Source organism: Methyloligella solikamskensis (assembly GCF_042676065.1).
GTDB classification, from domain to species: domain Bacteria; phylum Pseudomonadota; class Alphaproteobacteria; order Rhizobiales; family Methyloligellaceae; genus Methyloligella; species Methyloligella solikamskensis.
In genome coordinates this window covers 1,078,115-1,095,102 of the sequence record NZ_JBHTJO010000001.1, presented here as the reverse complement: position 1 = coordinate 1,095,102, position 16,988 = coordinate 1,078,115, and the positions used below count along the sequence as shown (strand labels likewise).

20 protein-coding genes and 1 other RNA gene are annotated in these 16,988 nt (G+C 63.9%); 8 read left to right on the top strand and 13 right to left on the bottom strand.

Annotated features, from left to right (window positions below; translation table 11 throughout):
- Positions 1–161: 161 nt before the first annotated feature.
- From ybgC to ACFQ2F_RS05270, 5 genes are all read right to left on the bottom strand, one after another.
- The gene (gene ybgC / locus ACFQ2F_RS05290; protein ID WP_379086767.1) at positions 162–629 is read right to left on the bottom strand and encodes a tol-pal system-associated acyl-CoA thioesterase; all 468 of its coding nucleotides are present in this window, start codon (positions 627–629) and stop codon (positions 162–164) included.
- Positions 626–1,666, bottom strand: a complete 1,041-nt coding sequence (gene ruvB / locus ACFQ2F_RS05285; protein ID WP_379086764.1) for a Holliday junction branch migration DNA helicase RuvB — start codon at positions 1,664–1,666, stop codon at positions 626–628. The genes ybgC and ruvB overlap by 4 nt, the downstream gene beginning before the upstream one ends.
- Complete coding sequence (gene ruvA, locus ACFQ2F_RS05280) at positions 1,663–2,286, bottom strand: Holliday junction branch migration protein RuvA (protein ID WP_379086761.1); 624 nt, start codon at positions 2,284–2,286, stop codon at positions 1,663–1,665. The genes ruvB and ruvA overlap by 4 nt, the downstream gene beginning before the upstream one ends.
- Positions 2,283–2,807 (bottom strand): crossover junction endodeoxyribonuclease RuvC, encoded by a 525-nt coding sequence (gene ruvC / locus ACFQ2F_RS05275; RefSeq protein WP_379086759.1) that lies wholly within the window; start codon positions 2,805–2,807, stop codon positions 2,283–2,285. The genes ruvA and ruvC overlap by 4 nt, the downstream gene beginning before the upstream one ends.
- Positions 2,808–2,885: 78 nt before the next feature.
- Entirely contained in the window at positions 2,886–3,632 is a 747-nt protein-coding gene (locus tag ACFQ2F_RS05270; protein ID WP_379086756.1) for a YebC/PmpR family DNA-binding transcriptional regulator, read from the bottom strand.
- A gap of 196 nt (positions 3,633–3,828) precedes the next feature.
- Between ACFQ2F_RS05270 and ACFQ2F_RS05265 the strand changes: the two genes are divergently transcribed.
- A complete protein-coding gene (locus ACFQ2F_RS05265) occupies positions 3,829–4,083 on the top strand; it encodes a hypothetical protein (RefSeq protein ID WP_379086753.1) in 255 nt (84 codons plus the stop codon).
- Between the two features lie 10 nt (positions 4,084–4,093).
- Here the strand turns inward: ACFQ2F_RS05265 and ACFQ2F_RS05260 are convergent, their stop codons facing one another.
- The 4 genes from ACFQ2F_RS05260 to ACFQ2F_RS05245 all read right to left on the bottom strand — a co-directional run bounded on the left by ACFQ2F_RS05260 (position 4,094) and on the right by ACFQ2F_RS05245 (position 6,025).
- Positions 4,094–4,921, bottom strand: a complete 828-nt coding sequence (locus ACFQ2F_RS05260; protein ID WP_379086750.1) for a TIGR00282 family metallophosphoesterase — start codon at positions 4,919–4,921, stop codon at positions 4,094–4,096.
- Positions 4,922–5,070: 149 nt separating this feature from the next.
- Positions 5,071–5,229, bottom strand: a non-coding RNA gene (ssrS, locus tag ACFQ2F_RS05255) — 6S RNA.
- A 99-nt stretch (positions 5,230–5,328) separates the two neighbouring features.
- The gene (locus tag ACFQ2F_RS05250; RefSeq protein ID WP_379086747.1) at positions 5,329–5,700 is read right to left on the bottom strand and encodes a cell division protein ZapA; all 372 of its coding nucleotides are present in this window, start codon (positions 5,698–5,700) and stop codon (positions 5,329–5,331) included.
- 31 nt (positions 5,701–5,731) lie between these two features.
- The gene (locus ACFQ2F_RS05245; RefSeq protein ID WP_379086744.1) at positions 5,732–6,025 is read right to left on the bottom strand and encodes a DUF4164 family protein; all 294 of its coding nucleotides are present in this window, start codon (positions 6,023–6,025) and stop codon (positions 5,732–5,734) included.
- Between the two features lie 288 nt (positions 6,026–6,313).
- Between ACFQ2F_RS05245 and ACFQ2F_RS05240 the strand changes: the two genes are divergently transcribed.
- The 6 genes from ACFQ2F_RS05240 to ACFQ2F_RS05215 all read left to right on the top strand — a co-directional run bounded on the left by ACFQ2F_RS05240 (position 6,314) and on the right by ACFQ2F_RS05215 (position 11,839).
- Positions 6,314–6,946 (top strand): thiamine phosphate synthase, encoded by a 633-nt coding sequence (locus ACFQ2F_RS05240; protein WP_379086742.1) that lies wholly within the window; start codon positions 6,314–6,316, stop codon positions 6,944–6,946.
- Positions 6,943–7,950, top strand: a complete 1,008-nt coding sequence (locus ACFQ2F_RS05235) for a tetratricopeptide repeat protein (protein WP_379086739.1) — start codon at positions 6,943–6,945, stop codon at positions 7,948–7,950. Before ACFQ2F_RS05240 ends, ACFQ2F_RS05235 begins: the two co-directional genes overlap by 4 nt.
- Positions 7,951–8,056: 106 nt before the next feature.
- A complete protein-coding gene (efp, locus tag ACFQ2F_RS05230; RefSeq protein ID WP_379086736.1) occupies positions 8,057–8,620 on the top strand; it encodes an elongation factor P in 564 nt (187 codons plus the stop codon).
- 51 nt (positions 8,621–8,671) lie between these two features.
- Positions 8,672–9,487 carry an inositol monophosphatase family protein gene (locus tag ACFQ2F_RS05225; protein ID WP_379086733.1) on the top strand — a complete coding sequence of 272 codons (816 nt, stop codon included), beginning with the start codon at positions 8,672–8,674 and terminating at the stop codon, positions 9,485–9,487.
- Between the two features lie 274 nt (positions 9,488–9,761).
- Positions 9,762–10,808: a MotA/TolQ/ExbB proton channel family protein gene (locus tag ACFQ2F_RS05220; protein WP_379086730.1), complete on the top strand. Its 1,047-nt coding sequence runs from the start codon at positions 9,762–9,764 to the stop codon at positions 10,806–10,808.
- A 2-nt stretch (positions 10,809–10,810) separates the two neighbouring features.
- Positions 10,811–11,839, top strand: a complete 1,029-nt coding sequence (locus tag ACFQ2F_RS05215) for a peptidoglycan -binding protein (RefSeq protein WP_379086727.1) — start codon at positions 10,811–10,813, stop codon at positions 11,837–11,839.
- 3 nt (positions 11,840–11,842) lie between these two features.
- On the opposite strand, the gene ACFQ2F_RS05210 is transcribed toward ACFQ2F_RS05215, so the two are convergent.
- The gene (locus ACFQ2F_RS05210) at positions 11,843–13,681 is read right to left on the bottom strand and encodes an ABC transporter transmembrane domain-containing protein (protein ID WP_379086725.1); all 1,839 of its coding nucleotides are present in this window, start codon (positions 13,679–13,681) and stop codon (positions 11,843–11,845) included.
- A gap of 225 nt (positions 13,682–13,906) precedes the next feature.
- On the opposite strand from ACFQ2F_RS05210, the gene rpmE reads away from it, so the two are divergent.
- Positions 13,907–14,128 (top strand): 50S ribosomal protein L31, encoded by a 222-nt coding sequence (gene rpmE, locus ACFQ2F_RS05205; RefSeq protein WP_379086722.1) that lies wholly within the window; start codon positions 13,907–13,909, stop codon positions 14,126–14,128.
- 117 nt (positions 14,129–14,245) lie between these two features.
- On the opposite strand, the gene ACFQ2F_RS05200 is transcribed toward rpmE, so the two are convergent.
- The 3 genes from ACFQ2F_RS05200 to ACFQ2F_RS05190 are packed head-to-tail and all read right to left on the bottom strand — an operon-like array spanning position 14,246 to position 16,952.
- A complete protein-coding gene (locus ACFQ2F_RS05200) occupies positions 14,246–14,839 on the bottom strand; it encodes a hypothetical protein (RefSeq protein ID WP_379086719.1) in 594 nt (197 codons plus the stop codon).
- Positions 14,839–16,398 carry a PepSY-associated TM helix domain-containing protein gene (locus tag ACFQ2F_RS05195; protein WP_379086716.1) on the bottom strand — a complete coding sequence of 520 codons (1,560 nt, stop codon included), beginning with the start codon at positions 16,396–16,398 and terminating at the stop codon, positions 14,839–14,841. Before ACFQ2F_RS05195 ends, ACFQ2F_RS05200 begins: the two co-directional genes overlap by 1 nt.
- On the bottom strand, positions 16,395–16,952 hold the full coding sequence (locus ACFQ2F_RS05190; RefSeq protein ID WP_379086713.1) for a hypothetical protein: 558 nt from the start codon (positions 16,950–16,952) through the stop codon (positions 16,395–16,397). Before ACFQ2F_RS05190 ends, ACFQ2F_RS05195 begins: the two co-directional genes overlap by 4 nt.
- Positions 16,953–16,988 lie beyond the last annotated feature (36 nt).

Sequence of the window (16,988 nt, the reverse complement as noted above, 5' to 3'; positions counted from 1 at the left end):
GACTCAAAGACTAAGCCCAAACGGACCCATGCGCGAACATGAGCCCCGAATGTGACGCAACTTAAGCAGCGTTGGAAGTGGTCTCGTGGGTTTCGAAGGGCTTGCACCGCTTTTCTCTTACGGAACTTGCCCAAACTGCTCTAAACGCCGTTCGGCTCGGTTCAGGCGCCCCGATCCCCTTGCGTGTAATCCGCCAGCGCCTCGCGAATCATCTTGCCGATCCGCTGAGGCTTTCCGGCCGCCGAGATCAGCACCACCACGACCTTGGCCCGGACAATGACCGTGTCGCCACGCTTCACCTCCTGGGTGAGGGTCAGGCTGGCCCCGCCGATCTCCGAACAGACCGTCTCCACCTCCAGCACATCGTCGAGCTTGGCGGGCCGCAGATAATCCATCTCGATCCGCCGCACCACGAACACGGCTTCTTCGCCGTCCTCCGGGTTCTTGAGCGCTTGGTGATGGATGCCGAGCAGCCGGATGAAGTCCGACCGTCCCCGCTCGATGAATTTCAGGTAGTTCGCGTGATAGACGATGCCGGCGAAATCCGTGTCCTCGAAATAGACCCGGACGGGCAGCACGTGGCGATCGCCCTCGATCCGCCCGGCAAGATCCGGCCAATTCGAGCTCACTGATTGCCACCCTGATCGAACAACGCAAACTGACCTGCAGAGCGCTCCGGCACGGCGAGGCCCAGATGAGCAAAGGCTTGCGCGGTCAAAAGCCGGCCCCGCGGCGTGCGGCTGATGAAGCCCTGCTGCAGTAGATACGGCTCGACGATCTCTTCCAGCGCATCGCGCGGTTCAGACAGGGCCGCGGACAACGTCTCGATGCCCACCGGCCCGCCCTGATAGTTCAGCGCCATGCAGTTGAGATAGCGGTGGTCGAGCGCATCGAGCCCACGAGAATCCACCTCCAATTGGAGCAACGCCTTGTCGGCGAGCGTGGCGTCCACCTGCTCGGCCCCCGCCACATTGGCGAAGTCGCGCACCCGGCGGAGCAGACGCCCCGCGACGCGCGGCGTGCCCCGCGCCCGCTTGGCGATCTCTTGGGCGCCCTCTTCCGTCAGCGGCAGTCCGAGCAGCCGCGCGCCGCGGCGCACGATCTCTTCCAGCTCCTGGGCGGTGTAGAATTCCAGCCGCACCGGAATGCCGAACCGGTCCCGCAACGGTGTCGTGAGAAGCCCCGTCCGGGTTGTCGCCGCGACCAGGGTGAACTTGGCCAGGTCGATGCGCACCGAGCGCGCCGCAGGCCCCTCCCCGATGATCAGATCGAGCTGGAAATCCTCCATCGCCGGATAGAGCACCTCCTCGACCGCCGGGCTCAGCCGATGGATCTCATCGATAAAGAGGACGTCGCCGTCTTCCAGATTGGTCAGGAGAGCTGCGAGATCGCCTGCCTTGGCGATGACCGGACCGGAGGTCGCGCGGAAATTGACGCCCAACTCCTTGGCGACGATCTGAGCGAGCGTCGTCTTGCCCAGGCCGGGCGGGCCTGCGAACAGCACGTGGTCCAGCGCCTCGCCGCGGGTCTGCGCCGCCTCGATGAACACCTTGAGGTTCGCGCAGGCCTTGGACTGACCGATGAACTCGCCAAGCGATTGCGGGCGAAGCGACGGCTCCACCTCGTCTTCCGGCCGCTTGGCGCCTGCCAGCATCCGGTCGCTCATTGCGCAAGCTCCTTCAATCCGAGCCGGATCAGCTCTTCGGTTTTCGGCGTACCGTCAATCGCTTTGGCCGCCGACGCAACCGCTGCCGCCGCCTGGCCGTGGGCATAGCCGAGATTGGTGAGCGCCGAAACCGCCTCCTGCGCCGCCATGCCTTCCGGAATTTTGATGGGTTGCTCGCCCCCGCCGCCACTGCCTGCCGGCCCGAAGGCAGGCGACAGAGCCGGCATCTTGTCTTTCAGCTCCGAGACGATGCGCTGGGCGACCTTCGGCCCAACCCCCGGCGACCGCGCTACGGTCGCCTTGTCTTGGAGCGCCACCGCATTGGAAAGATCCGACGGCGAAAGCGTGCCCAGCACCGCGATGGCGACCCGCGCGCCGACCCCTTGCACCGATTGGAGCGCCCGGAACCAGGACCGTTCGTGCTCCGTGCTGAAGCCGTAGAGCCGGATCGCGTCCTCGCGCACATGGGTGTCGATGGCGAGGCTCACCACCTCCCCGATCCCCGGCAGCTGCGACAGGGTCCGCGACGAGCAGGTGACCTCATAGCCGACCCCGCCGACATCCAGGATCAGCGTGTCCGGCCCGATCGCATCGAGCTTGCCCGTGAGCTTCCCGATCATCGCGCGGCCCTCGCAAGCTCGCCGCGCAGCACGCGCGCCGTCACGGAGGTCCGGCAATGAGCATGGGTGATAGCAATGGCGAGCGCGTCAGCCGCGTGCTCCGTATCGGGCGCGGAGCGCGGCAGGAGATGACCGACCATGGCGTGAATCTGGTCCTTGCCCGCATGGCCCGTGCCGACCACGCTCTTCTTGACAGCGTTCGGCGCGTATTCCGCCACCTCAAGCCCCAGGAGAGAGGGGACGAGCATGACGACGCCCCGCGCCTGGCCGAGCTTCAGGGTCGCGCGCGCGTCCCGGTTGACGAAGGTCTCTTCCACAGCGGCCTCATCGGGAGACAACCGGTTCAGCACTTCGCTCAAGCTCTCGAAGATCTGCCTTAAGCGCACGGAGAGCGCCTCGCTGGCGTCGGAGACGACCGAACCTGATGCGACATAGGCCAGCCGCGGCCCGTCGCTTTCGATCAAGCCCCAGCCGGTGCATCTCAAGCCCGGATCGATACCGATGATGCGGATCGCCGCCATTCAGGTCTCCCTCGCGAATCGCGCATCAGAGTAACGCGAATCGCGAGCCAAAACCCCTAACAAGGCGATGGCGGACACCTACGCGCTCAGCCGCTCCCAGAGATCGTCGGAGACCTCGAAATTGGCGTAGACCTGCTGGACGTCGTCGGAGTCTTCCAACGCATCGAGCATCTTGAGAAGCGTCTCGCCGACGCTGTCGTCCAGCTCGATGGTGTTCTGAGGGCGCCAGACGAGAGCCGCGCTGCGCGCCTCCCCGAGATTTTCCTCAAGCGCCTTGGCCACATCGTGCAAGGCATCGCCCGCGCAATAGACCGTGTGGCCATCCTCGTTGGATTCCACATCGTCGGCCCCGGCCATGATGGCCGCTTCCAGCAACTCCTCGGAGGTTGCGGCCTCCGGCGGATATTCGATGGCACCCATGCGGTCGAACATGAACGCGACGGAACCCGTCTCCCCGAGATTTCCACCATGCTTGGTGAAGGTGGAGCGCACATCCGCCGCCGTACGGTTGCGGTTGTCGGTCAGCGCCTCGACGATCACGCCGACGCCGGCCACCCCGAAGCCCTCATAGCGGACCTCTTCGTAGGACTCGCCGCCCGCCTCCTGGCTCTTCTTGATGGCGCGCTCGATATTGTCCTTGGGCATGTTCTGGGCACGCGCCGCCTGAACGGCGCTGCGCAGCCGCGCATTGGCCTCCGGATCCGGCAGCCCCATCTTGGCGGCCGCGGTGATCTCGCGCGACAGCTTGGAGAACAGCTTGGAGCGCTTCTTATCCTGCGCGCCTTTGCGATACTGAATGTTCTTGAACTTCGAATGGCCCGCCACTCGTGCTCACCTTATATCTTCTAGAATATTGGAATCGTCGGCTTTATAGGCGCGCGAACGCGCAAAATCCAGCGCCGCGGCGCAGATCGCCCTCTGCGCGTTAAACCCGCCTTAACCCTAACGCTTCGAGAATCCGATTTTCAGGGCGCCGCAAGGTGTCCCATAGGTTTCCTACGCGTCGATATAAGGAGCGGCCATGCCTCGCCAAGCCGAAACCAGTGCAGTCCAGTCCCAGGCGAAGCCCAAGCGGCCCATCCTCGCCCTTTCCGGCCTTTGCAACGATGCGGCCGATCACGTCGCCCGCGCCCGTCTCGCCCTGTTCGACGAGAAGGTCGACACGGAAGCGGCCATGAACCAGCTCGACGATGCCATCACCCTGCTGAAGAGCGTGGTCGCCGCGAGCAAATCCGTTCTGAAGGACAATGAGGCGTCGCTGAAGAAGAGCGCTTAAAAGCCGCTCTTTAGTCCGACAGCCAGAAGTCAGGCTCGGCCTGGGCAAGCCGCCCGCCGAGCCGCACCGGCGCGAAGCGGCGGGCAAGCCCCGTCGCGTCGTCCGTCTCAAGCGCCACGCCGCAGATGGTCGAATCGCCCTTCGCCGGGCCGAACCGGTTCGACGGGATCCGGCTGATGAAGCGGGAAATCGGCTCTGCCTTCTCCATGCCCAGCACGGAATTGTAATCGCCGCACATCCCGGCATCGCTGATATAGGCCGTGCCGCCGTCGAGGATCTGATGGTCCGCCGTCGGCACATGGGTGTGGGTGCCCACCATGCAGCTCGCCCGCCCGTCGATGAAATGGCCCATGGCCTCCTTCTCCGACGTCGCCTCGGCATGAAAGTCGAGAAAGATCGCATCGGCCCCGCGCGCGAGGCCGCAAGCCTCGAGCTCCGCATCGACGGCACGGAACGGGCAATCGATATCGTTCATGAAGACCCGGCCCATGGCGTTGATGACCAGCACCTCCTGGCCACCCTTCGCCTTGAAGAGCCCGCTCCCCTTCCCCGGCGTGCCGGGCGGGAAGTTGAGCGGCCGCAGGAGCTGGTCGTAGCGCTCGATGAAGACGAGCGCCTCCCGCTGATCCCAGACGTGATTGCCCGTGGTCACCACGTCGGCACCCGCATCCAGTAGCTCTTCCAGAATCTGCTCGGTGATGCCGAACCCACCGGCCGCGTTTTCCCCGTTCACGATGACGAAGTCGGCCTGGTAGCGCTTGCGCAATCCCGGCAGGGCCTCGATGGCAGCCATACGCCCGGTCCGGCCAACGAGATCGCCTAAGAACAGAATCCGCATGGATGAGCCTTCGAGACGCGGGGGCAAGGTGAGCGCTCGCCTGCACCCGGGATTCGGGCAAGGTCCGGCGAAGCGCCCTTCTGCTTTAAGGGGAATCGGTTCTGAGAATCAAATAGCGCCGGATGATCCGGCGCCGGAAAAGAAATAAGAGCGAGGCCGCGTCGGCCGTCGGAGCGTCGATTCCCGGCGTCCCTACAAAAGTAGGTGGGCGCCGAGTGCCAGAGACCACGATCTCCGGCAGGGTCAGCTCCCTTGAGAATCTTATAGGGCCCGAGGAAATTGGCTCCTAACGAACCGCGCAGCCTGCCATTGCGGAATATAGTCGCTTGTTCAGGCCTCTACTAGGCCGGAATAGCGATCATCTGCAGGCATTTTTTGGGAACAATTTTGGATGGGCAGCTCGGCTCCTAGCCGCCGTTCTGGCGGCTGCCGATGCGCCGGCGAAGCGCTTCCAGCCGATCCGCCGCCGAGCCGATGGCGCTGGCGAGCTCCTTCTCCGCCTCCCGCGAGGCGACCTCATCGGGATCAGCCCCCTGAAGCATATCGGCGAGCTCGGCCTTCAGCTCGTTGGCCACGCGCCGCATATCCCAGAATTCGTCCGTCACCATGAGGGCCGCCATCAGAATCAGCCGGTCGTCGCCGATCTGACCGAACTTCCGCTTCAGGCTTTCCACATGCGAGGCGAGGTGCTCGGAAAGCTCGATAAGATGAGCCTCCTCGCCGTTATTGCACTCCAGCCGGTAGGTGCGGCCGTTTAGTGTGACGCTTACCTGTCCCATGACTTCCAGTTCCAACGGTCGCAGAGCTGGGTTAGCTCGGCGAGGCCGCCAAATCCTGCTTCAGAGAAGTCATGAGAGATTCGAGCCGGCCCGACACCTCGTCATTTGCCGACTCAAGTCGCCGAGCCCGGGCTCGGGCCTCTTCCAGCTCCTGTGCGAGCTGATCCCGCTCCTCTGTCAGCGTTTTGATGTGTTCCTTCAGCGTATTGACGGACTCGCCCGCCTCTATGTCGCTGAGATGAGGTCCAAGAAGGTTCTCCAGAGCGTCTACGGCGTCGTCGAGCCGCTTCGTCGCGTCGCTGATATTCGATCCAAAACTAGCCACCACAAGAACTCCCCGCTTTGGCGTCGCCCTACAGGACGACCGTGGTTCCGCCTCCGCTCCCTGAACCAGTGGTCAAAAACCTAGTCGTTTCCCTCCGTCTTAGTTCCCACCATAGCCAATTCGGCACCACGTGGATGCCAACTATGACATGCTCAAACCCGCGGCCGATTGACATCTGCCGGAAGCGCGTGGTTTGACACCCTCAATCCCTCTTATCGGGTGTAAACGCGCAACCTGCACCGACCCAGGCTTCCAAACGAGACTCCCAGAAAAAGGGCTCCCAAAAACATGGCCTCCAGCGATACGTCGGTCATGCATCGCCGGATCTATCTTCAACTCCCACCGGCCGGCTCCGCCGGTACCGAAGCGGCGCTTGCCGGAGCGCTTGAGCGCTATCCCGTCGCGTCCGTGCTTCTGACCGGTGGGGAGGATATCCCCTTTGACGCCGAGTGGGCGAATTCCGTGCGCCGGCTTTGTCACCTCAACGACGTCGCATTTCTCGCCGAGATCTCGCCCGAACGGGCCGCTGAGATCGAAGCCGATGGCATCCATATCGGAGCCGACCCGCAAGCCTATAAGCGAGCGCGGCAAGCTCTTGGTAAAAATGCCATTATTGGAACGCACTGTGCGAGCCGTCATGACGCCATGGTGTTAGCCGAACTGGGTACTGACTATGTCGCATTTACGACCCAGATGCAAAGTATGACGCAGTCGGATGATCCCGTCCCCGACCTCATCGAATGGTGGTCCGAGACCTTCGAAATTCCATCAGTGGCTTGGAACGTGGGAAGTGCCGCAGATGCCGCGCAGGCCTTGAAATCCGGCGCGGATTTTCTGGGGATCACGAAAAAGTGTTTCGAGACCGACGACGGCGCCGCGACTCTCGCCGAGATCGCCGCAGCCCTGGAGAAAGCTTCGTGAGAACTTTTTTTCTCTATTCGACTGCCCTCGTTCTGGCTTTCAGCCTCGCCGTGCCGGCCATCGCCAAGGAGAGCGATGCCTATATCGCCTACGCAAAGGGCCGCTACGTCACCGCCCTTGAGCTGGCCCAGAAGGAGGCGGAGGAGAAAGAGTCTAAGGAGGCCTACACCCTGATCGGGCAGATCTATGCCCGTGGCGCCGGCGTCCCCCAGGACTATAAGAAGGCCGCCGAAGCCTACGCCAAGGCCGCCGATCTGGGCGATCCGAACGCCCAATTCGCCCTCGGCAATCTGGTCGCCGAAGGCCAAGGCGCCAAGAAGAACTACCGCCTCGCCGCCGATCTTTTCGAAAAGGCCGCCCGCACCGGCCACCGCGAAGCACAGTACAATCTCGCCCTGCTCTATCTTTCCGGCAACGGGCGCCGCCAGGACGAACCCAAGGCAGTGGCCTGGATGATGAAGGCCGCCAAGCAGGGCAGCGCGCCCGCCCAATACGATCTCGGCGCGCTCTATCAGTTCGGCCGCGGCGTTCCGATCGACAAGCAGAAGGCCGCCGAATGGATCGGCAAGGCCGCCAAAGCCGGCTATGCCGATGCCCAGGTCGAGTACGGCATCATGCTCTTCCGCGGCAACGGCGTGGAGAAGGACCAGGAGCGCGGCGCGAAGCTGATCGAGCTTTCCGCCGAGCAAGGCAACCCGGTCGCCCAGAACCGCCTCGCCAAGCTCTACGCCCATGGCGTGATCGTGGAGAAGGATCTCGTCGAGGCCAGCAAATGGCACATCCTCGCCCGCGAGGCCGGGGTCAGCGATTTCGATCTCGAGCTGCTGCTTTCCAAGCTCACCAAGAAGGAAAAGGCGGAAGCCCAGCAGGCCGCCTATGACTGGATCGACGGCAATTTCGAAGGCGAGAAGCTGGAGTCGCCCCAACCGCCCATCGCCCAGGGCGATCTGGACGATCCCGAGCTGATCCGGCCCGCTCAGACCCAGGCTGGCAAAGCCGAATAGCCCGGCAGCCTCACCTCTATCGGACGTCGGACGAGGGCTTTGCTTGACAGGGCCGCCCTCCGCGCGGCTAAAAGGCGGCCAATCCCTCTCAACTGAAGGCCTCAGCATGAAGATCAATGGCAACGAGATTCGCCCCGGCAACGTGCTGGAGCATAAGGGCGGGCTTTGGGTCGCCGTGAAGACCAGCCACGTGAAGCCCGGCAAGGGGCCGGCCTACGCCCAGGTCGAGCTGAAGCACGTCACCGAGGGCACAAAGCTGAACGAGCGCTTCCGCGCTTCCGAGACGGTCGAGCGCGTGCGCCTGGAGCAGAACGACTATCAGTTCCTCTATTCCGAAGGCGAGATGCTGGTCTTCATGGATATGGAGACCTACGAGCAGCTGGAGATCCCGCGCGACTTCATCGGCGACCGCGCCGCCTTCCTGCAGGACGGCATGCAGGTCATGGTGGAGAGCTACGAAGGCAAGCCGCTCGGCGTCTCGCTCCCCGATCAGGTGACCTTGGAGGTCGCCGAAGCCGATGCCGTGGTGAAGGGCCAGACAGCCGCATCGTCCTACAAGCCTGCGGTGATGGAGAACGGCGTCCGCGTGATGGTGCCGCCCTTTATCAGCGTCGGCGAGAAGATCGTCGTGGACACCAACGAGCTGACCTACGTGAAGCGCGCCGACTAGCGCCGCCGCCTCGCTTTAAGACCTGAATCCTTCGAACCTGCGAAAGCGCCCATGCCCGCCTCTGCTTTGATGAATGTGATGCTCGGCGCCGCCCGCAAGGCCGGTCGCAGCCTGGCGCGCGATTTCGGCGAGGTGGAGCATCTGCAGATCTCCGTGAAGGGCCCCGGCAATTTCGTCACCGCCGCGGACCACAAGGCGGAGGAGATCATCTTCAACGAGCTGTCCCGCGCCCGCCCCGGCTACGGCTTTATCATGGAGGAGCGCGGCCGCGTCGAAGGGGCCGACAAGAGCCACACCTGGATCGTCGATCCTCTGGACGGCACCACCAACTTCCTGCACGGCAACCCGCTCTTCTCAATCTCTATCGGGCTGGAGCGGGAGGGCGAATTCGTCGCCGGGCTGATCTACATGCCGGTGCTGAACGAGACCTACACCGCCGAGAAGGGCAAGGGCGCGTTCCTGAACGACCGGCGCATCCGGGTCGCGGCGCGCTCCAATCTCGCCGACAGCCTGATCGCCACCGGCATCCCTCATCTGGGGCGCCCGGGTCAGAAGCAGTTCGTGGCCGAGCTCGACGTCATCATGGGCGCCGTATCCGGCGTCCGCCGCTCAGGCTCCGCCGCCCTGGACCTCGCCTGGACTGCCGCGGGCCGCTTCGACGGCTACTGGGAGCGCAACCTCCATATCTGGGATGTGGCGGCCGGCATCGTGGTACTGCGCGAGGCGGGCGGTTTCATCACCGATCCCGAGGGCAAGCCGGTGACACTGGAGAGCCGCAGCTTCCTTGCCGGCAACGAGAGCATCCACAATGATCTGAAGCGCCTTCTGAAGAAGGTGCCGGTCCTCGCAGCCCCGGACGCTTCTTAAGAGCCGCCGGCCCGGGCTCGGCCATGGCGCCCGGCGTGCCCTGCCGAACGATATCCTCAACAAGGCGTTGGCCCTTTTAATCCTGCGGTTTTGCGTCTCCGCGCTTTCCGTTAATGTCTGCCCCGGTTCGATTTGCGTTGCATGCGTGTCGTCCGGCCGCGCGAGACTCGCGGGGACAAAGCCACGGCAGCGCAAGAAGGGACCGGGTTGGTGTGACGATTTCAGTGTAATGCGTTGAAGAGGGGCTGACGGGAAGAAGGACCGAAGGGAAGACATGGCCAAGGAACCGGCAGAGACGACCTATCACGCGACGCTGACGCGGCCGCAAGTCTTCCTATGGCGGATGACCTTGTTTCTCATCCTCGCCGCCCTGATCATCGTCATCATCGACGGCCAGACCAACCAGGTCCGGGAAAGCTTCATGGCCAATCCCGGGCTGAACGGTCTCATCGTCGGCGTGCTCCTGATCGGCACCGTCTACGCTTTCCGCCAGGTCCTGCGCCTCTACCCCGAGATCCGCTGGGTGAATTCCTTCCGCGTCGCCGATCCCGGCATCGCCGCTCAGGAAACCCAGCCGACCCTGCTGGCGCCCATGGCGACCATGCTGCGCGACCGCACCGGCCAGCTTTCGCTCGCCACCGGCGCCATGCGGTCCCTGCTCGATTCCGTTGCCTCGCGCCTGGACGAGGCCCGCGAGACCACACGCTATCTAGTAGGGTTGCTGGTCTTTCTCGGTCTGCTCGGCACCTTCTGGGGCCTGCTCCAGACCATCAGCTCCATCGGCACCACCGTCGGCAGCCTGGATACCGGCGCCGGCGAGAACACCATGCTGTTCGATCAGCTCAAAGAAGGCCTCGTCGCGCCGCTCGGCGGCATGGGCACGGCCTTCTCCTCCTCGCTCTTCGGTCTCGCCGGCTCCCTCATCCTGGGCTTCCTCGATCTTCAGGCGGGCCATGCCCAGAGCCGCTTCTACAACGAGCTTGAAGACTGGCTGTCCGGCATCACCGAAATCCAGACCGCCGATTCCGAAAGTGCCGCGGGCGTGCCGCCCCAGCTTCGCTTCGCCCTGCTCGACATGCAGCGCTCCCTCTCCGATCTCAGCGAGAAGGTCGACTTGGGGAGCAAGGACAGCGACTCGACCGAGGCCGTGAAGGATCTCACCCAGGCGGTCGACAAGATGATCAAGCAGATGCGCGCCGAGCAGAAGATCGTGCGCGAATGGGCCGACGAGCAGGCCCAGCAGCAATATGAGCTGGCGGAGACCCTGAAGGAGATCAGCAACCAGCCTAAGCCGCCCCGCGCACCTGCGGAGAAGAAATAGCCATGGCTTCCGTTCGCGCCCGCCATCGCGCCATGGGCAGCGATTACTGGCCCGGCTTCGTGGACATGCTGTCCACCCTGTTGCTGGTGGTCATCTTCCTGCTGTCCCTCTTCATGCTGACGAACTACTTCGTCACCACCCAGTCGAGCGGCAAGGACACGCTGCTGAGCCAGCTCAACACCCAGCTCGCACAACTTACCGAGCTGCTGGCGCTGGAGCGCTCCAAGAAGCAATCCCTGGAAGACAGCCTCGCCGCGCTTCAGGCGACACTTTCCGATCAGCAGGCGGAGAACGCCCGCCTCTCCGCGCTTCTGGAAGAGCAAGGCACCGAGACAGATACGGCCGAGACCCGCGCCTCGCGGCTCAGCCGGGAACTGGCCGAGCAGAAAGGCATCACCAACGATGCGCTCGCCAAGGTGGAGGTGCTGAACCAGCAGCTCGCCGCGCTGCGACGCCAGCTCGCCGCCCTCCAGGAAGCACTGGATGCGGCGGAAGAAAAGGACCGCAAGAGCCAGGTTAAGATCGCCGATCTCGGCAAGCGGCTGAACATCGCGCTTGCCCGGAAAGTCCAGGAGCTGGCCCGCTACCGGTCGGACTTCTTCGGCCGCCTGCGCGAGATTCTCGGCGACCGGGAAGATATCCGGGTCGTCGGCGACCGCTTCGTCTTCCAGTCCGAGGTGCTGTTCGATTCCGGCTCCGCGGAGCTGAAGCCCAACGCCGAGCCCCAGCTCGACAAGCTTGCCGGCGCCCTGAAGCAGCTGGAGACCGAGATCCCCGACGATATTCCGTGGGTACTGCGGGTCGACGGCCATACGGATATCAACCCGATCACCACTGCGGATTTCGAATCCAACTGGGAGCTCTCGTCTGAGCGCGCCATCTCGGTGGTGAAATATCTGATCCGCGAGGGTGTCCCGCCCAACAGGCTGGTCGCCGCGGGCTTTGGTGAATACGCACCGCTCGATCCGGCCACTACGCCGGACGCCTTCCGCAAGAACCGCCGCATCGAGCTGAAGCTGACCGAGAAGTAGCCGCTACTCCGCGGCATCCGTCGCGAATTGCAGCTCGGCCAGCCGGGCATAGGTACCGCCCGCCGAGATCAGGGACTGGTGCGTCCCCTGCTCCACAAGCCGACCGTCCTCGATAACGAGAATGCGGTCCGCCTGGACGACCGTGGAAAGCCGGTGGGCGATGACCAGCGTGGTCCGCCCTTCCATCACCTTGTCGAAGGCCCGCTGCACCAAAATCTCGCTCTCGGAGTCGAGCGCGCTCGTCGCCTCGTCCAGGAGCAGGATCGGCGCCTTGCGGAGAAGCGCCCGGGCGATGGCGATGCGCTGGCGCTGGCCGGCGGACAGACGTAAGCCCCCCTCGCCCAACGTCGTGGCGTAGCCTTCCGGAAGTGCTTCGATGAAATCGTGGGCGAAAGCCGCCTTGGCCACCGCCTCGATCTCAGCTTGCGGCACGTCCTTCAGCCCGTAGGCGATGTTTTCCGCCACGGAGTCGCTGAACAGCGCCGGCTCCTGGGGCACCAAGGCGAAGCGGGAGCGCAGCTCGGTCAAATCGGCCTGGGCCACGTTCACGCCATCCACCCGGACCGCGCCACGATCCACATCGTAGAAGCGAAGCAGCAGCGAGAAGATCGTCGTCTTGCCGGCGCCCGACGGGCCGACGATCGCCACCCGCTCGCCAGGCTTGATGGCGAAGGCGATGTCGTGCAGCGCCGGCGCTTCACGCCGTAACGGATAGGCGAAGCTCACATCGTCGAAGGCGATTTCGCCCTTGGGCGGGGTAGGCAGCGGAATGGGATCCGCCGGCGACACGATTACCGGCTCCACTTCCAGAAGCTCGCCCAAACGCTCCGCAGCACCCGACGCCTGACTCACCTCGCCCCAAACCTCGCTGAGCTGACCGAGAGAGGCGGCCGCCAGCACCGCATAGAGAACGAACTGGCCGAGCTGCCCGCCGGACATCTGCCCGGACATCACATCCTGGGCGCCATACCAGAGAATCGCCACAACGCTGGCGAAGACCAGGAAGATGGCGACCGCCGTCAGCACCGCCCGCGACCGATTGCGCGCCAGCGCCGCATCGAAGGCGCTCTCCACATCCGCATCGAAGCGGCCACGCGCAGCGTCTTCATGCACGAAGGCCTGCAGCACACGCACCTGGCCCAGGCTCTCATTGGCGTAAGCCGACGCCTGCCCCAACCGGTCTTGCGCCTCACGGGAGAGCGCCCGCACCGAGCGCCCGAAGGCCACGAGCGGCAGCACGATGATGGGAATTGCGACCAGCACCAGCATTGAGAGCTTCAAACTGGTCACGAACATCATCACCAGGGCGCCCAGCAGCATGACGATATTGCGTAAGGCAAGGCTGACAGACGTGCTCATGGCCGACTTCACCTGGGTAGTGTCGCCGGTCAGCCGGGAAAGCACCTCGCCGGAATGGGTGAGCTCGTAGAATTGCGGGCTGAGCCGAAGCAGATGGCTGAACACGTCGGCGCGGATATCGGTGACCACCCGCTCGCCCAGCCAGTTCACATAATAGAAGCGTGCAGCACTGGAGACGGCGAGCACCAGGCCCACGCCGACCAGCGTGATGAAATATTCGTCGATCAGGATGGGATCGGCTCCGGAAAAGCCGATATCGATCATCCGGCGCACGGCCAGCGGCAGCACCAGCGTGGCGACCGCAGAAAGCAGCAGCGCCAATCCGGCAGCGAACAGGATCCCCTTATAGCGGAGGACGTAGCGCTTCAGCGCAAGCAGCGGCCGCAAGGACCGGGAAGGCTTCCCCGCCTCCGCCTCACCCGAAAGCGCGGCGATATTCGCTGCCGCCTGGCCGGCATCCTGGTCCTTGGCTGTCTCAGTCACTTGGCGTACTGACCTGCACCTAACGGTCTGACCTGAATTTGGGCGGAGAATGCGTCACGGTTGTGCTTCGAGGCAAGGCTTCAGACAAGACGCAATGCCGCGCTCATGCGCTTGAAGGCCGAAACGGCGGCGCTGAGCCTTGTGCGCGCCCGCCACTTCCGGTATAGCGACGCCAACTTAAGAGATTACTGCGCGATCCGCGCCCGAACGTTAAGGCATCCGGCCATGAAGAAAGACATTCATCCCGAGTATCACGCCATCAATGTCGTGATGACCGACGGCACCGAGTTCACCACCTATTCGACCTTCGGCGCCGAAGGCGAGACCATGAAGCTCGACATCGACCCGAAGACGCATCCGGCCTGGACCGGCGGCAGCCATCACCTGATGGACCGCGGCGGCCGTGTTTCGCGCTTCAAGCAGAAATACGAAGGCTTCATCAAGTAGAGTTCTTGCCGGCCGCGGGCCGGCAGCACGGCTTAGTAGCCTGAGACGCATGGGCGTCTCGATTGATCTTGCCCGGCCTTCGCGCCGGGCATTTTCTTTTTGTGCGGTCGATTACGCCTATTCCGGCGTCGGCAGCTCCAGATCGGGCGCGGGCTCGATGATCTGGGTCGCGACGCTCTCGAAGCCCGTCTGGCTCGTCTCGGTCACCGCCTTGGAGATCCAACCCGTCTCCGGATTCACCCAGTATTTCTGGTGATGCTTGGTCTGATAGGCCGGGATGTCGTAATCCGCCTCGACCGTCTTGTGCATCACCCCGTCGATCTCCGCCTCCCCGCAAGACTCGTTGGCGACCGTCTTTGCGGCCTCTGCCATAGTGTTCTCCGTGGAAGCCTCGTTCTCACTGCTCTCCATGGTGCGGACCTTGGTCCAGGTCTTCCCCTTGTCCGTCGAGGTGTACATGGCGTTGTCGTAGACCAGGCTCCACATCATGCTCGCCGGCTCGATCATCTCGGTCATCCAGTGACCCGGCTCGGCCTGATAGTTGTAGTTCTTGGTGGTCGGCCCGCCCTTGATCTCCTGGGTGACGTGGATCTTAACCGGTCCCTTCTCAGTTTTGTCGGTCAATAGCCGAACGAAGGTCTCGCGGCAGGTCTCGGCAGACGCCGGAATCGTCGAGGCAAGCAGCAGAAGCGCGGCAATCGGCAATCTCATCATCGGTCTCCCATCGCCCGCCTGGCAGGAGCGTTATTCCCGGCAGCTAGAACCCGCCGCCGCGCCAGAGGCCTTACGCCGCTGAGGGACAAAACTAGCCCGCTTCCTAAGAGGAATGCATCCACAATCGCCCCCATGGGATCGGCGCCGCCTCCCACGCCGAACTTCGCCATATGCATCACCGCCACGGCGAGGAGCGTAAGACCGCCCAGGAGCCGCAATAGCCTTCCGCCGGTCCGCCCGTCCTCGGACAGGATGCCGATACCCAGCGAAGCAACCGTGGCGGCGAGATAACTCGCCAGGATGAAGCCGGTCGCACCCGAAAGCGCCACCAGGGCCGCAATGGCAAGCGCCAAGGGCTGGCTCCAGGCCACCGCCGACCAGACCCGCTCCCAGAACGGCGCCGGATTGCCCTTCTCCCGCTTCCGGTGCAACCAGATGGTCACGCCTGTATGGGTGACGATGGTGAGCGCCAGCCCGAGCAGCCCGTAGGCGATCTTTACCGGCATGCCGGCGAACCAGCCGAAATGGACTGACTGCAACGCGCCCAGGATCTGCTGGCCGATAGAGCCCGTCTCCAGCCCGCCATCGCCGATCAGCGTGCCCGATCCGTCGAAGTAATACGGGGTCGCCACGGAGAGGTGCCCAGGCACCCCCATCGATAGATGGGTCATCTGCCCGGCCGTCCCGGCATGCTCGACATGAACACTTCTGAAGGCGGCTTCCGGATGGTCGTCCCGGACCCGCTGCATGAGAGCGGTAAGATCGGGCAGCGGGGCAGCCTCCATATTCTCCCCGGCTCGTGGTCCGAGGATTTCGGCAAACGCCTTCTCCGAGTCTCCCTCGTAAGCCGCCATTGCCAGCACGCCGATGATCAACACCGACAATCCCAACAGCGCGCCGGTAAGCGAAACTGCGATGTGAAACGGCAGCCCCCACACGCCAAGCCGATTATGCAGATCCGCATCCTGCAGCCGGAGCGATCCGCCAAAACGGAATGCGAAGGCATCCCGGAAGATCCGCGGATGGGAGAGAACCCCGGAGATCAGCGACGACAGCAGCGCCACGCCGGTCAGCCCGACGATAAACAAGCCGTAGCTTTGCGGGATATGCAGATTGATATGCAGATGGGCGAGGAATTCCGACCACGGTGCATCGATCTCCTCCACGAGAGCGCCGCTCCCATCGGCCAGCCACTCACGCTCTAAGCCGGAGTCGTGATCGCGGACTCTGACGGTGAAATGCGGCGTCCGGCTCCCGTCCCAGGCAATGGAGAGATCGGGATGCTCCGCCTCTTGCTTGGCCGAATCGAAAGCGGACGTCGCCGCCCTTTGGAGCACTCCGGCGCTTGGCGCCTCCCACACCAGGGGCGCCTCCGGCTGCTCCCAGCGCTGGAACTCCATCACGAACACGGCAATCGTCCCCGAGAGGCAGACGATGTAGATCAGCGCGGCGAAGGCGAGCCCAAGTGCCGAATGGCCGGCGAGCATGGCGCGGACGAATTCCGGCGAGAGCCAGTTCTTTTTCCGAGGCGCGGTCTGTTTCAGGGTCTTGCTCATGAGACGAAGCTTGGAAGAAACGCGATGCCGTAGCCGACCGCGCAGATGACCAGGAGGATCGCGGTGGCGCGCAGGAGCTTGGCGTCGGCCAATGTCCAAGCCATGCCGGCGCCCCACAGGACGGGAACCATCAGTCCGCCGATCACCATCCTGTCGGATGGAGGCATGGGCATGGCGACGGCGAAGGCGACGCCCACCCCGATCGCGGCGGCCCCCGCCAGCACGACCGCCAGCAGACTCTTGCCGATGGCGCGCAGCCAATTGGTCCGCCGCTCCTCCGGCTCCATAGCCCGGTCGCGCGGCTCGCCCCGCCGTTTGCGGAGCTGGACCGTCGCCCCGACGGCAATCAGCCCAGCAAGGGAGAATACGATCAGCGCGAACGCGATTCCCCGCTCGCCTCCGAAGACATGGGCGAACAGGAAAAAACTCGCGACGATCGCGAGCCAGCCGGCGAGCACGAAGAGCCTCCCCTCGCCCCGCTTCTGCAGCCACGCCCATCGCAAGGAAAAGATCCCCGCAGCGAGCAACAGGAAGGCGCCAACGGTCAGGCCCAAATCATCTCTCCCTCATCCGTCCATCGCTGCCTGCAA

Excerpts from the sequence above, each read along its gene's own strand:
- ACFQ2F_RS05240 (WP_379086742.1), top strand. The coding sequence starts at position 6,314 with ATGGCCTCCAGCGATACGTCGGTCATGCATCGCCGGATCTATCTTCAA.
- ACFQ2F_RS05215 (WP_379086727.1), top strand. The coding sequence starts at position 10,811 with ATGGCTTCCGTTCGCGCCCGCCATCGCGCCATGGGCAGCGATTACTGG.
- efp (WP_379086736.1), top strand. The coding sequence starts at position 8,057 with ATGAAGATCAATGGCAACGAGATTCGCCCCGGCAACGTGCTGGAGCAT.
- ACFQ2F_RS05195 (WP_379086716.1), bottom strand. The coding sequence starts at position 16,398 with ATGAGCAAGACCCTGAAACAGACCGCGCCTCGGAAAAAGAACTGGCTC.
- ACFQ2F_RS05265 (WP_379086753.1), top strand. The coding sequence starts at position 3,829 with ATGCCTCGCCAAGCCGAAACCAGTGCAGTCCAGTCCCAGGCGAAGCCC.
- rpmE (WP_379086722.1), top strand. The coding sequence starts at position 13,907 with ATGAAGAAAGACATTCATCCCGAGTATCACGCCATCAATGTCGTGATG.
- ruvA (WP_379086761.1), bottom strand. The coding sequence starts at position 2,286 with ATGATCGGGAAGCTCACGGGCAAGCTCGATGCGATCGGGCCGGACACG.
- ACFQ2F_RS05225 (WP_379086733.1), top strand. The coding sequence starts at position 8,672 with ATGCCCGCCTCTGCTTTGATGAATGTGATGCTCGGCGCCGCCCGCAAG.
- ACFQ2F_RS05220 (WP_379086730.1), top strand. The coding sequence starts at position 9,762 with ATGGCCAAGGAACCGGCAGAGACGACCTATCACGCGACGCTGACGCGG.
- ACFQ2F_RS05200 (WP_379086719.1), bottom strand. The coding sequence starts at position 14,839 with ATGAGATTGCCGATTGCCGCGCTTCTGCTGCTTGCCTCGACGATTCCG.
- ACFQ2F_RS05260 (WP_379086750.1), bottom strand. The coding sequence starts at position 4,921 with ATGCGGATTCTGTTCTTAGGCGATCTCGTTGGCCGGACCGGGCGTATG.
- ruvB (WP_379086764.1), bottom strand. The coding sequence starts at position 1,666 with ATGAGCGACCGGATGCTGGCAGGCGCCAAGCGGCCGGAAGACGAGGTG.
- ruvC (WP_379086759.1), bottom strand. The coding sequence starts at position 2,807 with ATGGCGGCGATCCGCATCATCGGTATCGATCCGGGCTTGAGATGCACC.
- ACFQ2F_RS05250 (WP_379086747.1), bottom strand. The coding sequence starts at position 5,700 with ATGGGACAGGTAAGCGTCACACTAAACGGCCGCACCTACCGGCTGGAG.